Annotated in this window: 11 protein-coding genes; 6 read left to right on the forward strand and 5 right to left on the reverse strand. The window is 64.5% G+C overall.

Annotation, left to right across the window (positions count from 1 at the left end):
- The first annotated feature begins 31 nt into the window (after positions 1 to 31).
- From lepA to lepB, 3 genes are read left to right on the forward strand one after another with little or no spacing between them, the layout of a single operon-like run.
- The gene (gene lepA, locus SALLO_RS0112700) at positions 32 to 1,843 is read left to right on the forward strand and encodes a translation elongation factor 4 (protein WP_022836686.1); all 1,812 of its coding nucleotides are present in this window, start codon (positions 32 to 34) and stop codon (positions 1,841 to 1,843) included.
- Positions 1,844 to 1,852: 9 nt separating this feature from the next.
- Positions 1,853 to 2,632 (forward strand): hypothetical protein, encoded by a 780-nt coding sequence (locus SALLO_RS17095; protein WP_022836687.1) that lies wholly within the window; start codon positions 1,853 to 1,855, stop codon positions 2,630 to 2,632.
- A gap of 41 nt (positions 2,633 to 2,673) precedes the next feature.
- Positions 2,674 to 3,828: a signal peptidase I gene (gene lepB / locus SALLO_RS17100; protein WP_051141385.1), complete on the forward strand. Its 1,155-nt coding sequence runs from the start codon at positions 2,674 to 2,676 to the stop codon at positions 3,826 to 3,828.
- A gap of 23 nt (positions 3,829 to 3,851) precedes the next feature.
- Here the strand turns inward: lepB and SALLO_RS17935 are convergent, their stop codons facing one another.
- From SALLO_RS17935 to SALLO_RS0112725, 3 genes are all read right to left on the reverse strand, one after another.
- Complete coding sequence (locus SALLO_RS17935) at positions 3,852 to 6,890, reverse strand: PAS domain S-box protein (RefSeq protein WP_084696294.1); 3,039 nt, start codon at positions 6,888 to 6,890, stop codon at positions 3,852 to 3,854.
- Between the two features lie 159 nt (positions 6,891 to 7,049).
- Complete coding sequence (locus SALLO_RS0112720) at positions 7,050 to 7,787, reverse strand: response regulator transcription factor (RefSeq protein WP_022836689.1); 738 nt, start codon at positions 7,785 to 7,787, stop codon at positions 7,050 to 7,052.
- Positions 7,788 to 8,047: 260 nt separating this feature from the next.
- Entirely contained in the window at positions 8,048 to 9,466 is a 1,419-nt protein-coding gene (locus tag SALLO_RS0112725; protein WP_022836690.1) for an RtcB family protein, read from the reverse strand.
- 153 nt (positions 9,467 to 9,619) lie between these two features.
- Here SALLO_RS0112725 and zapE point away from each other — a divergent pair, with 153 nt between their 5' ends.
- Together zapE and prmA are read left to right on the forward strand one after the other, a co-directional pair.
- Complete coding sequence (gene zapE / locus SALLO_RS0112730; protein WP_228702814.1) at positions 9,620 to 10,615, forward strand: AFG1/ZapE family ATPase; 996 nt, start codon at positions 9,620 to 9,622, stop codon at positions 10,613 to 10,615.
- Positions 10,608 to 11,456, forward strand: coding sequence for a 50S ribosomal protein L11 methyltransferase (gene prmA, locus SALLO_RS0112735; RefSeq protein WP_022836692.1), 849 nt, complete (start codon positions 10,608 to 10,610; stop codon positions 11,454 to 11,456). Before zapE ends, prmA begins: the two co-directional genes overlap by 8 nt.
- 13 nt (positions 11,457 to 11,469) lie before the next feature.
- Here prmA and SALLO_RS0112740 read toward each other — a convergent pair whose 3' ends face one another.
- A complete protein-coding gene (locus SALLO_RS0112740) occupies positions 11,470 to 11,754 on the reverse strand; it encodes a hypothetical protein (protein WP_022836693.1) in 285 nt (94 codons plus the stop codon).
- 141 nt (positions 11,755 to 11,895) lie between these two features.
- Here SALLO_RS0112740 and SALLO_RS0112745 point away from each other — a divergent pair, with 141 nt between their 5' ends.
- Entirely contained in the window at positions 11,896 to 12,177 is a 282-nt protein-coding gene (locus SALLO_RS0112745; protein WP_022836694.1) for a hypothetical protein, read from the forward strand.
- 245 nt (positions 12,178 to 12,422) lie between these two features.
- Here SALLO_RS0112745 and SALLO_RS0112750 read toward each other — a convergent pair whose 3' ends face one another.
- A complete protein-coding gene (locus SALLO_RS0112750; protein WP_022836695.1) occupies positions 12,423 to 13,535 on the reverse strand; it encodes a metal ABC transporter permease in 1,113 nt (370 codons plus the stop codon).
- Positions 13,536 to 13,628: the final 93 nt, after the last annotated feature.

Consider the following 13,628-nt stretch of genomic DNA (forward strand, 5'->3'; position numbering starts at 1 on the left):
CTTTGTTTGTTTGCCTTGCGCGCCCTTGCCTATGCCTGATCAGTCGCACATCCGCAACTTTTGCATAATCGCCCACATCGACCACGGGAAGAGCACCCTGGCCGACCGGCTGCTGGAGCGCACCGGCACGATTACCGAGCGCGAGATGCAGGAGCAGACGCTCGACGACATGGACCTGGAGCGCGAGCGGGGCATCACCATCAAGAGCCATGCGGTGCGCATGCGCCACACGGCCGCTGATGGCGAGGAATACGTGCTGAACCTGATCGACACGCCCGGGCACGTCGACTTTACCTACGAGGTGTCGCGGGCGCTGAAGGCCTGCGAGGGGGCGCTGTTGGTGGTGGACGCCGCGCAGGGCATCGAAGCGCAGACCATCTCGAACGTCTACCTGGCCATGGAGCAGGACTTGGAGATCATCCCGGTCCTGAACAAGGTGGATCTGCCCGTGGCGCGCCCCGATGAAGTGGCCATGTCGCTGGAGGAGCTGCTGGGCGAGCCGGCCGAAGACATCCGCAAGATCAGCGCCAAAACCGGCACGGGCGTCGACGAACTGATCGATCTCATCATCGACCGCGTGCCGCCGCCTGCGGGCGACCCGGACGCCCCCCTGCGCGCCCTCATTTTCGACTCCATCTACGACGCGTACCGCGGCTCGGTGGTGTACGCGCGCATCCTGGACGGCGCCCTCGAACAGGGCGACACCATGGAGTTTATGTCGAACCACAAGCGCTACGACGCCGAAGAGCTGGGCGTGTTGCGCCTGGGGCGTAAGCCGGTCGACCGGCTGGTGGCGGGCGACGTGGGCTACATCATCGGGTCGGTGAAAGATGTGCAGGACACCCGCGTGGGCGATACCATCACGCATGCGCACAACGGCGCCTCCACGCCCATCCCGGGCTTTAAGGAGGTGAAGCCGATGGTGTTTAGCGGCGTCTACCCCACCGACTCCGAAGACTTCGAGGACCTGCGCAGCGCGCTCGACAAGCTGCAGCTCAACGACGCGTCGCTGACGTACGTGCCCGAGACGAGCGCGGCCCTCGGGTTTGGCTTTCGGGTGGGCTTTTTGGGGCTGCTGCACATGGAAATTATCCAGGAGCGCCTCGACCGCGAGTTTGGGCTCGACATCATCACCACGGTGCCCAACGTGGAGTACCGCGTTGACGTGGACACCGGCAAGGGTATGGAGCGGGTGGTGGTCGACAATCCGGAAGACATGCCGCACTACGGCGACATCGAAACGGTCTACGAGCCGTTTGTAAAGGCCGACATCATCACGCCGACGGAGTACATTGGCAACCTCATGCAGCTGTGCGAAGAGCGGCGCGGCGTGTACGTGAACCAGCAATACCTCGATACCGAGCGCGTCAACCTGCAGTACGAGCTGCCCCTGGCCGAAATTGTGTTCGATTTCTACGATACGCTCAAAAGCGTGAGCCGCGGGTACGCCTCCTTCGACTACGAATTCCTGGAGTACCGCGCCAGCGACCTCGTGAAGCTCACAATCCTCATCAACGAGGACCCGGTCGACGCCCTCTCCACCATCGTGCACCGCGACAAGGCGTACGGCGTCGGCCGCAAGCTCACGAAGCGCCTGAAGGAGCTCATCCCGCAGCAAATGTTTGAGGTGCCCGTGCAGGCCTCCATCGGGCGCCGCATCGTGGCTCGCGAGACCGTGCGCGCGCAGCGCAAGAACGTAACCGCGAAGTGCTACGGCGGCGACATCACCCGGAAGCGCAAGCTGCTGGAGAAACAGAAAGAAGGCAAGAAGCGCATGAAGCAGGTCGGCTCGGTTGACGTGCCGCAGGAGGCGTTTCTCGCAATTCTTTCGATGGATGAGTAGCGGAGGGCGATGAAACGTGCAATCTGTGGACTGCTGGTGTGGAGCGCGGTCTTCTGCGGGAGCGCGGCGGGGCAGGCCCCGTCGATTGTAGAGCGGTACCAGCACGTCCGTCGCCATCAACTGGCCGTGCAGGTGTTGCATGGCGGCCTTCCCGCACTTCCACCCGCTCGGCTTCCGGTGGCTGGCGATACGCTACGGACGGGCGCGGCCGCCGACGCGTCGGCGACAGACGCATCGGCGGGTCTGCCGTTTGCCATCACCGAGCAGCACAAGGTGAGCAAGCTGGGGCGCTCGTGGTTCACCAAGAAGTTTGAAGGCACGCCGTGGGCGTTTTTGGGGCGCAGCGACGCGCTGACGCTGCTCGACACCACCCGCACCGCCGTGCTGCGCGCGCGCCTGCAAGCCCAGTTTGGCGACCCCACCCAAACGCTCGGCGACTTCAACCTGCGCCGCCCGCGCGATAGCTACGTGCAGTTCGAATACTGGTTTGTGGTGAACGACAGCATCCCCGTGAAGGTAAGCGACGTGGGTGGGCCGGGCGATCGCGGGCTGATCTTTGCCACGCATGCGCGCTACCGCCCCGTTCTTCATGCGCTTCGCGACAGCGTGCTGGCCCCCGTGCGGCACCATGCGGCCCGCGCGGTGTATGTGGACTACTGGTTTGAGGCGGACGCCCGCCGCTGGTACCGGGTGGGTTACGACGGCGCACGCTTCTTCCGGGAGCGCGTCTATCGCTACCAGCTTACGCCGGGCCGCCGCCCGTGGATTGACGGCGCTGCCACGCCCTGATCCCTCATTGCTTCGACCATTGCCCTAACGCTTGTTTCGCCGTGGCTGATACCCAAACGTCGCATCGCTCCTCCCGTACGGCCCGCCAGCGCGGGCGGCGCACGCACCGCAACGGGCGCGACGAGCACCCCACCAAGGGGCCGCTTCGCCAGTGGGCCGAGGCGTTTATCTTTGCCGCCGTGGTGGTGCTCATCGTGCGCACCCTCTTCTTCGACCTGTATCGCATTCCCACCCCGTCGATGGAGAAGAATCTCCTCGTCGGCGACTACCTGTTTGTCTCGAAGGTGCATTACGGCACGCGCCTGCCCATGACGCTGGGCATTCCGTTTACGTCGATCTACTGGCCCGGCATGGAGCTTCCGGCGGTTCGACTGCCGGGCTTTAGCCGCGTGGAGCGCGGCGATGCGATCGTGTTCAATTGGCCCGCGAGTGAAAAGCCCATAGACCGCAAGATGCACTACATCAAGCGGGTGATTGGCCTGCCGGGCGAAAGCATCAGCGTGCGGGACAAGGTGGTGCACATCAACGGCAACCCACTGCCGCTGGGCCGGGGGATGCAGCAGTTTTGGCGTGTGACCAAGAACGATGCAAGCTATCGGCTGCCGCTTCAACGCCTGGAATCCATTGGCATCGAAACCATTCGGCCCACGCAAAGCGCGCGAACGGTACGCATGTTGGCAACGCCCCAGGCCATTGAAACGGTGCGATCGTGGCCGTGGGTGGCAAACGTCGAGCCATTCATCTTGCGCAACAGCAACTACAGCGCGCTCATGTACCCGGCCGGACGCGGCTACACCCCCGACAACTACGGTCCGATTCACATACCCCAGAAGGGCGAAACGATTACGCTCACCGACAAAAACTGGCCGGTGTATCGGCCCGTTATCGTTCGCTACGAGGGCCACGCCGCCCGCCAGATGAGTGATAGCACGTTTGCCATTGATGGAGAGCAGACCACCACGTACACCTTTGCGCAAAACTACTACTTTGCGATGGGGGACAACCGCGACAATTCGGAGGACAGTCGCTTTTGGGGGTTCGTGCCCATGAACCACGTCGTGGGGGAGGCGCTGTTTACCTACTTCTCATGGGATGCCGAGGCCTTCACGCCGCGCTTCGGGCGCATCTTCAATCCCATCGAAGGCGCGTCGGTCTTCCCGGAAGATCAAACCAAGGTGCCCCTGCCGAGCGACTGATGTTTGCCGGGCGGCGGGTGAAATTAAGCGGGCCGCGGTAGGAAAATGGCGAACCGGGTGCCCATACCGGGGCTCGACTCCACTTCGATGGAGCCGTCGAGCATGGCGACAAGCTTTTGCACGATGGCCAGCCCAAGCCCCGAGCCCTCGTGCGTTCGGTCGAGGCCGTCCGACTCTTGCGTGAAGGCATCAAACATGCGTGCTTGAAATGCGCGCGTCATGCCGATGCCGGTGTCCTCCACTTCTATAAGCACGCCGCGGGCGCCATCGGCCATGCGTACCATCACCCGGCCGTTGGCCTCGGTGTACTTCAGTGCATTGCTCAGTACATTGCTCAAGATGCGCTGCACGGCCCCGCGGTCGGTGGATAGCACGATGGGAGCGTCCGTCGATTCCAGCTCAAGGGTAATGGCGTGCTGGCGCGCCTGGATCGATTCTTCAGCAATCAAGTGGCGGGCGAGCTTCGACAGGTTGACGGGTTCGTAGTGGAGGCCCTGGGTGCCTGCTTCCAGTTGCGACAGGTGCAGTACCGAGTCGAGCGTCGTGAGCAGGCGCCGGCCGCTCCGCAGAATGAGCGATGCGAAGTGTTGGGGCAACGCGTCCGTTTCCTCGGTGAGCACCTCTGCAAATCCGATGATGGCTGTGAGCGGGGTGCGCACCTCGTGGCTCATGTTGGCAAGCATCGACGACTTAAGGCGCGCGGCTTCTTCGGCCTTCTGCTTTGCGGTGCGAAGCATGGCCTCGGCCCGGGCCGCTTCGGTGATATTCTGGGATACGGCCATGCCGGCATACACGAGGCCATCGGGAAGCTGTAGCGGAACGGTTTGGATGCGGTACGTGGCCCCCTGATAGTTTTGTTTGAAGGTGCCCGCTTGGCCGCGGAGGGCACGCCGGTAGTACTGCTCCGTTTCGTTGGCGATGGGCGGCGGGAAGAGGTCGCTGGGCGTGCGGCCATGAAAATCCTCAGGCGACATGCCGAGCGCCTCAATCCCAGCGCCGCCGGCCAGCACGTACTCCAGGTCCTCGTTGAAAAGAAAAACGCCGCCCGGAAAGTGGTTCACGAGCGCCTGATAGCGCATCCGGCTCTGGCGCAGCCTGGCATCCTGCTCGCGTTGCGCCGTGACGTCGTTCAGCACCAGTACGGCGCCCGCTGTTTCCTGTGCAGATCGCAGCGGCGCGGCGTTGATGGATACGATGCGGCGCGGATGGTTGGGCCACTGGATGATCGACTCCAGCTCGTAGATCGGCTCCGAGGCCGTAAGCGCCTGGGTGAAGGGGTGATGCGCGGTGGAGAGCACGCCGCCCGAGATGTCCTCGAAGCGGCCGGCAAGGTCGGTGTACGTACGCCCGATGAGGTCGGCTACCGGCTCGCGCAGCAGCGCTGCCGCGCGGGCGTTTGCTTTGGTGATGCGGCCGTCGGCGTCCAACACCAGAATGGCCGCCGGGCTGGTATTGAAGATGCTTGCAAGCACGTCGCGCTCGGTGCGCAGCGCGTCTTCGGCCGCACGGCGTTCGGTGATATCGACCGCCATGCCAATGCACCCGATGATGGCACGATCGGGCGCGTAGATGGGCGCGTACCACACGTCGAGCACGCGATCGTCAAGCTCGACGAGGCCGCTGATGGTATGGCCTGCCAGCGCGCGCTCGATGTCGCCCAGCACCGAAGGGGCGTCGGCAAAGAGGTCGTAAACGGACTGCCCGACGACCTCGCCGGGGCGCAGGCCCAGCGCCTGCAGGTCGCGGCCCTCGCTTACGAGAAACGTTCCATCGTTGTCGATCACGAAGACGATGGGCTGCGCATGGTCCAGTAGCTTGCGCAGGCGCTGCTGGCGGACGTGCAACTGTTCTTCGAGGCGGCGCTGCGCTGTTACGTCGCGCACAATCGTTTGGGCCGACGGCTTCCCCTTGTACTCGATGGGCACCGAGCGCACCTCAACGATACGCTGTTTGCCATCGAGGCGCTCAATGGTAAACTCGCGCGGCGGGGTGGGCTCGCCCGCGTCGTACAGCCGGGCGGCTCGTTCGTGCGTGGCCGCCGTGTCGTCTGCATGCACCATGAACGCGTCGATGGGCCGTCCAATGATTTCATCGGCCGAGGAGGCGCCGTATACCGCGACGCCGGCCGGATTCACATACTGGATGATGCCGTCGGTCGAGACGTGGATGGGATCGGGGTGCGTGTCGACGAGCCGTTCCCAGCGCTCGGCCGTTTGGCGCAGCGCGTCCCGGGCCTCCTTTTCTGCCGTTATGTTGGTCAAAACGCCGTCATAATACCGGATGGCGCCGCTGTCGTCGCGGACGGCCGTGGTGCTCAGGCGGCCCCAGAAGGTTGTGCCATCGGCCCGGCGAAACTTCACCTCGAAGCCCTCAACAGTCGACGCGTGCTGCAAGCGCGTTTGCAGCACGTGGCGGTCGGCGGGCGTTGCGTACAATGCATCCGCCGTGATGCGTTGGAACGCATGGGGCGCGTCGTAGCCAAACAGTGCAGCCATCGCGGCATTGGCGTACAGGATGGTGCCGTCGGGGCGGCTCCGGTAGATGCCTTCCGTGATATTTTGGGGGATCGGCGCGGCGGCCGCGTGAGGAGAGGCAGCGTCGGCGTCTGCGGACGTGGGGGCGAGCAAAGAAGCAGATATGTCGGCCAGGTCGCGCAGCCGGCTGTGCGTGCGCTCCGAGGGACGGGTTGCCGTTACAATCGACAGTATGCCGCCGCCTGAAGACGTGTGAAACGGCAGGCCGAGGCAATGCCGCACCGTAGCGGGGGCATCGGATGGCCCGTTGTGTACGGTTTGGGTGTCAGCCAGCGGCGCATCGGGCAACGCCTCGTGGCGCGCCAGCAGCTGATGGACCCACGGCAGATGGTCGGTGTTGCCCTGCGCGGCCTGTGGCGCCGAGGCGTGGAGCGGAAGCGTATGGAGGCAGGCGAGCGACGCGTCGCATACGTCCAGGGCAAGCTGCAAGAGGCGGTCGAGGGCATCCAACGAGCGAGCACTTGGCGGAACGTGATCTGTTCGGCAGGACGCCTCCGCTTCCGAAGAAGGGGTTCGGTCGGATGGCATGCAGCGCTCGCAAACGGCTGGAGGGATGGACGGTCAAAGGTCTACCGGCTTGCACGGCAGGCCTCACGCACAGTTTCTTGCGCTCAGTCCGTCGGGTCCGTAAGCGCAGAGGGGCCAGCCGAGCAGCCATCTGCGCAGGGCGCATCCGTCAGCGTTGCGCTACGCGTTTGCGGCCGATTGCACAGGGTCGGCGCCGACGAGCTTGTAGCCGATGCCGTACACGCTCTGAATGGCCCAGGACTGCTCGTCTGTGCCGTCCATCACGTCGCGGAGGGCGTTCACGTGGCGGTCGATGGTGCGCGTTTCCACTTCGGCGGGCAGGTCCCACACATCACGAAGGATTTGCTCGCGCGTGGCCGTGCGCCCGCGACGCCGCAGCAGGTATTCCAGCAGCGCGTACTCCAGATCTGTCAGCTGCACCGGTTCGCCGTCGCGCGTAACGGTCTGTTGGGCCAGGTCGATGGTGAGGCCGCCTACGTTAAAGACGCCATCTTCCGGGATGGCTTGCGCCTCGCGCCGCAAGAGGGCCTCGATGCGGGCAAGCAGCTCCTCGGTGGCAAACGGTTTTGTCAGGTAATCGTCGGCCCCCATCTCAAAACCGCGCATCCGATGCTCGTGATCGCCCAAACCGGTAAGCATAAGAACCGGGGTGCGCACACCTTCGGCACGGGCTTGCCGTAAGATCTGAAAGCCGCTGCGGTCGGGCAGGCGGGCGTCGAGGACAATCAGGTCGTAGCCGGGCAGGCGGGTGGCTTCTTCCAGCCCCGACGTACCGTCCGTCGCGAGCTCCACATCGTAACCTTCAGACTCTAGGTAGAGCATCAGGCTCGTGCTGAGTTCGCTATCGTCTTCTACGACAAGCAGGGAGGGTGCGTTTACAGATTGAGCATCTCTCATCGGGATATGCACCTTGCGGGCGGCCGTGCAGAAAAAGTGAGTGTCGTTGTCTCCCAACCCACGCTAGGGTTGTAAGTGCCCCGCTTCGCCGCATGGGCTGTAAAGGTTATGAAACAACCGCACGGCACCCGTCATGCGCACGTCACAGGCGCTACACAAACGTAATCATCGGGTCTAGCAGCCGGCGCGGGCCCAACGGAGCCCCGGATGGGTCGTCAGCGGTGGGGCTTGAGTGGGCCGCGAAGGATGGGGTGGTGCGCTTAGCCGTGAATGACAACCAGGGGCTTGAGGCGCGCAACGCGGCTGGCAAGCTTGGCGCCTGCGGCCGTGTCGACCACCGCGTCTACAGTTTCCTTCAGTTGTACGCCGCCACCTGCGGTCACATTCTCGCCGCGCACTTCCACGTTTTCGCTCACGGGCACTTCGCTGTGATAGCTGGCCTCGTGGCGGCTCATGGTTCGTCCGGCCCCGTGACAGGCCGAGCCAAAGCTCTTGGCCATGCCTTCGCGGGTGGCAAGCATAACCCAGGAGGGGCCGCCCATGCTGCCGGGCACCAGCACGGGCTGTCCGAGGGCGCGGTACGGCAGCGAAATGCCGGGCGTACCGGGGCCAAAGGCGCGAGCGGCTCCCTTGCGGTGGACATAGCAGCGCATGTGCTTGCCATCCACATCGTGCATCTCTACCTGCCCGAGGTTGTGTGCCACGTCGTACACCGTCTTAAACTGGTCGCCCACGCCGTCCAAGACGTCATCGAAAACCTCGCGCACCCGGTGGGCAAGCACCTGACGGTTGGCGTACGCATAGTTGGCAGCGGCTCGCATCGCGCCCATGTAGTCGCTGGCTTCCGAGGCATCAAGGGGCACGCAGGCTAGGTCCGGGTGCGGCGGATCAATGTCGTACTTCGGCGCAGCCTCCTGAAACTTCGTGATGTAGTCGGCACATACCTGGCGGCCATAGTCCCGAGAGCCGCAGTGGATTTGCACCGCGAGGCGTTTTTTGCGCAGCCCCATGGTAATCGCGGCCGCGCGGTTGTATACCTCCTCAACCACGCTCACCTCAATGAAGTGCTGGCCGCCGCCGAGCGTGCCCAGTTGCTTTGCGCCCAACTTGCGGGCCGCCGCGCTCACCTTGGCCGGATCGGCATCGTTGAGGCGCCCGCCCTCCTCGGCGCGTACCAGGTCGTCCTGGTGGGCCATGTCGCGGCGCAGGGCCCACTGCGCGCCGGACTGTGCGACGTGGTCAATCTCACTCGACGTCAGGCTCATATCGCTCTGCGCATCGGCGCCGCACGGAATCCGTTCGTAGAGGGCATTGGCGAGCGGGTCGATCAGTTCGTCGATCTCAGAAGCGCGCACCCGCGACCCCAACAGCCGTACGCCCGAGTTGATGTCGTGCCCAATGGCCCCGGGCGCGATGGCCCCGGCCGGATACTTCGAGGCGGCGACAATGCCCATCGGGGCGCCCTGACCGCTGTGTACGTCGGGCATCACGATGAGGGAACCGACGAGACCGGGCAGCATCGCCGTCCGCACGGCTTGCTCCAGGGCGGGGCGTTCAAGAATCTCATCGATCAGATCCTCGTTCGCAAGGATTCGGACGGGCACCCGCATCGCTTCGTGAAATGACGTGGGCAATTCCCACGTGTAGTCGTCGATGCGCGTCAAGTCCGTACGGTCCATAAGCAATCTACGCGAAGGCGTAGAGCCTCAATTAAATGATCAGCGGGTGACTTCTCCGTTGAGTTTAATCATTGCGGCAAATTAGGTGTTCCAGAATCGGATGCCAACGCTAGGCCGCGCGACGTGTTTTCCACGCATTTGTTTGTTTTGTCGATGACGCCTCCTGATCGCTTTTCGGACGCTACGTTTGCCACGTATCAGCCGTCATCGCCCCACCAAGCCGCGGCCCTCGCGCGTGTGGAGGGATTTGCGGACGCGCTCGCGGCGCACTATGCGTCCTGGCGGCATCGCCTGCCCCAGTGGATGCCCGGCGTCTCCGCGCCGCCGGCAGGGCTGTATTTGGTGGGGCCGGTGGGGACGGGCAAAACGCACTTGATGGCCGCGCTCTACCAGGCGTTGCATCCGCAGGTGCCCTGCGCCTACCTGCACAGCCGCCGGCTCTTTCAGCTCACCGAGCCGCCGGTCGCGTTTGCGAAGCGGTTGGCGGCATCGTACCGCGTGTGCTGTCTCGACGAGCTGGAGATCGACGGTCCGGCCAACGAAGCGCGGGTCGCCCACGTGCTTCGTACGCTGGCGGCGCAGCGCGTCACGCTCGTGGCCACCAGCAACGTATCCCCCGATAATTTTTTGGCACACAAGGTGGGGCCGGGCCGGTTTCAGCGCTTTCTGCAGGAAACGTTTGCTTCGCAGTACGTGGTGGTGCCGGTGCTGGGCGACGACTACCGGACGGGCGCGGCCGTGGAGCGGTCGGGGATTGGGTGGATTGGCCCGGCGGCCGATCAGCAGCTCGAGGCGCACTACCACGCGTACGGCGGCCACTTTCTGACGTTTGCGGAGATGCAGCAGGCGGCGACGCATACCGCGCACGAAGCGCTCATGCAGCGCTGGCTGGCCGCTGAACGCCTCTACCTGGCCAACATTTCCATCCCGTCGACCGATGCGGCGCTTCGCTTGTTGCGCATCGTAGACGACCTGTACACCCGCCCCGAAGCGCCGGCGCTGTTTTTCTCGGCGCCGCAGCCGCCCGAAGCGTGGTTCGCGCCCGAGGCCCACGCGGGCGTCGCGGGGGCGATCGCCGCAAAGTTTACGCGTACCGTCTCACGCCTCCGCGCTTTATGCACCATCCAATCCACGACCTCGCATGCCTGATACGCCGCCCACGATCCATCTCACCCTGAACCTGCCGGCGGTTGTGCACGATGCTGCCGTCGGGCAACTGGAATCCGTGGCCCTCGGGTTTCAGTCGATGGGCGACGAGCTGCACGCGTACATCCCGGCGCCCCGGTGGAATGAGGCCCTGCGCCGCGGGCTTCGTACGTGGCTGCGCGCGCACGGGGCAACGGCGACGTGGCAGGAAACCGAGGTGCCGCCCCAAAACTGGAACGCAACGTGGGAGGCTACCCATGCGCCGCGCACCGTGGGTCCGTTTCTGATTGCCCCCCACGGGGCCGACGTGCACCCAACCGACGCGCAAACCCTGGTGCGCATCGATCCGAAGATGAGCTTTGGCACCGGCGCGCACGCCACCACACAGCTGGTGCTTCAGCTCATGGCGCCATTGGATCTGACGGATGCGCGCGTGCTGGATGCGGGCACCGGGACGGGCGTGCTGGGTATTGCCGCGGCGCTGCGGGGGGCGCGCACGGTGCAGGCGTTCGATACCGACGCCTGGGCCATCGCCAACGCGCGCGAGAACGTGGCCGCCAATCGTGTGGCTGACCGCGTGCACCTTTATCAGGGGGCCATTGGGGATGTGCCTGCGCACCCGGCCGACGTGGTGTGTGCGAACATCACGCGGGATGTGCTCTTGGCACTCCTGCCGGCATTCAGCGCGCGCACCGCGCCGGGGGCGGTGATGCTGCTAGCGGGCGTGCTTACCGCCGACCGCCCGCGTATGCTCGCGGCCGCTGCGGACACCGGATGGGAGCTTGCGGAGGAGGCAACGCGCGATGGCTGGTGGGGCGCACACTTCCACCGAACCGCTGCCTAACGGCGCCGCGCGGCTATAGCTTCGACAGCTTGTCCTGCGGAATCCGAATCAGGTAACGCTGGTCCATGATCTCCTCGTGCACGCCAAACGTTCCTGTGCCGCGAAAATCAACGGCAATGTTGGATCCGTTGACGCGCTTGACTTCGCCAATGCCGTAGTACGTGGGGTGCGGGCCGTAGTACACCAGCTGCCCCTTGCGCAACTGCTTGTCGTGCCGGGCCGCCCGGTGAAACGCGGGCACCGGACGCAGCAGCTCCAGTCGGTAGGCCGTTGCGGAAGATGATTGCTGCGAGTTCATGAGCCTATGCTGCTTGGAGTGTTCAATGCACGTACGATGCGTGCTGTAAGGAGTTGCGTGGCGAGGGGCAACCATTTGCCAGGCGGTGCGTTGCGTAAGCGTCCGATCCGATACCCTGTCTTGCTTTTTTGATCTGCTACTATGCCCTACGCCAACGAAATGGTTGACCGCCAGGTCGGCCGCAACGCCGAATTGTTTGCGGAAGCCATTGCGGACATTGACACGCCGCGTGAGCGCTATCCCTACCTTCGTATTCTTGTGAGCCTCGTGGACCAGGCGCATCCCGAGTGGCGCCAGGCGCCCAACAAAGACGAACAGATCGTGTCGCTCGTCGATGAGCTCAGCAAGGGGACGCTCGATACGGAAGAAGTGACCGAGGTGGTGCAGGTGCGCGAGCAGGAGCTCAAGCAAGGCATGCTGTAGAATAGAGGGCGCAGCCGCTGTCGCGAATGCGCGGCGGCTCAGATTCGTTGCTACTTCGGCTTTCGATCACGGACGTGGAGACACGTTCCCTTCGACGGGCTACCGAATGCGCAGCTGATTACCGATCTGTAAGGCTGGGCCGTCCATGACGCAGCGTTCCCGGCCGGATGTTTCCCCGTTGACTGGAAGAAATGCTTGCGCAGGCATGAATGGAAACAGGTTCCTAACGTTTGTGTGGTGCCGCCTCACGTTCGCTCCAGCGCATCCTGGGCGAGCGCGCGCCCGTCGTCGGTGAGCGCGAGGTACGGGCCGCGCCGCTCCACCGTCCCCCGCCGCGTCCCGCGATTCACCACCTTCTCAGCGAAGGGCGCGTCCCAGTTCAAGTGCTCCTGCAGGTGTGCGACGCGGCACTCGCGCTGCGCCTGGGGGGTATTCTCGTGCTGGAGGAGGTGGATCGTCAGCATCTGCTCAGCAAAGCGCCACGTCTGCCGATTACGCAGGCGGACCCGCGCGACGACCCCCCGCCCCGGTGCGAAGAGCACCGCCGCCCCGAAGATGAGCCCGGTGGCCGTCGCCATCGCGCCGGCGATTGACGCGTCTAGCGCGTGCGCCAACCAGTAGCCGCCGACGGCCCCGAGGGCGCCCACGCCCGCGCTGATCCCAATCATCCAGTTCAGGCGATCCGTAAGCAGGTAGGCGGTGGCAGGTGGCCCCACCATGAGAGCGACGACGAGGATGGAGCCGACAGCGTCGAAGGCGCTCACAGCAGTGAGCGAGACGAGGCCCATCAGCGCGTAGTGCAGCAGGCCAGGCAGGAAGCCAAGCGTAGCGGCGAGCCCAGCATCGAAGGTGGCCAGCTTGAGCTCCTTGTAGAAGAGCAGGAGGAACAGCGCATTGAGCCCCAGCGCGGCGCCCATCACCCACAGCGCACGCGGGCCAAGATCGAGCCCGAAGGCCGTGAACCGGTCGAACGGCGCAAAGGCCAGTTCGCCGAGCAGCACAGCATCGGTGTCGAGGTGCACGTCGCCGGCGTAGCGCGCGATGAGGATGACGCCAATGCTGAACAGCACGGGGAAGACGATCCCGATCGCGGCATCCTCCTTGACGAGCTTGGTGCGCTCGATGAGCTCAACGAGCGCCACGGTGAGCAGCCCGGTGAGCCCCGCGGCCACGATCAGCAACGGCGAGCCGAGGCTTTCGGTGATGAAGAAGCCCACCACAATCCCCGGCAGGATGGCGTGGCTGATGGCGTCGCTCATCATGGCCATGCGGCGCAGGATGAGAAACACGCCAGGCAACGCGCAGGCCACAGCCACCACAATGGCGACCAGTTGGATTTCGAGCTGGAGGGCGGTCATGCCTTGCGTGTTTTGCGTTGGTGGGTGTAGAGACGGTTTGGTGTACGAGAGAGCAAAACACGAGCCGTCCAACGATCACAGCAGTCGGCGGGT

The sequence above is a fragment of the Salisaeta longa DSM 21114 genome (genome assembly GCF_000419585.1).
GTDB lineage: Bacteria > Bacteroidota > Rhodothermia > Rhodothermales > Salinibacteraceae > Salisaeta > Salisaeta longa.

What these genes read in the sequence shown, in the direction of transcription:
- SALLO_RS17935 (WP_084696294.1), bottom strand. Translation starts at nt 6,890, where the DNA reads ATGCCATCCGACCGAACCCCTTCTTCGGAAGCGGAGGCGTCCTGCCGA.
- SALLO_RS0112725 (WP_022836690.1), bottom strand. Translation starts at nt 9,466, where the DNA reads ATGGACCGTACGGACTTGACGCGCATCGACGACTACACGTGGGAATTG.
- zapE (WP_228702814.1), top strand. Translation starts at nt 9,620, where the DNA reads ATGACGCCTCCTGATCGCTTTTCGGACGCTACGTTTGCCACGTATCAG.
- SALLO_RS0112745 (WP_022836694.1), top strand. Translation starts at nt 11,896, where the DNA reads ATGCCCTACGCCAACGAAATGGTTGACCGCCAGGTCGGCCGCAACGCC.
- SALLO_RS0112740 (WP_022836693.1), bottom strand. Translation starts at nt 11,754, where the DNA reads ATGAACTCGCAGCAATCATCTTCCGCAACGGCCTACCGACTGGAGCTG.
- SALLO_RS0112720 (WP_022836689.1), bottom strand. Translation starts at nt 7,787, where the DNA reads ATGAGAGATGCTCAATCTGTAAACGCACCCTCCCTGCTTGTCGTAGAA.
- lepA (WP_022836686.1), top strand. Translation starts at nt 32, where the DNA reads ATGCCTGATCAGTCGCACATCCGCAACTTTTGCATAATCGCCCACATC.
- SALLO_RS0112750 (WP_022836695.1), bottom strand. Translation starts at nt 13,535, where the DNA reads ATGACCGCCCTCCAGCTCGAAATCCAACTGGTCGCCATTGTGGTGGCT.
- prmA (WP_022836692.1), top strand. Translation starts at nt 10,608, where the DNA reads ATGCCTGATACGCCGCCCACGATCCATCTCACCCTGAACCTGCCGGCG.
- SALLO_RS17095 (WP_022836687.1), top strand. Translation starts at nt 1,853, where the DNA reads ATGAAACGTGCAATCTGTGGACTGCTGGTGTGGAGCGCGGTCTTCTGC.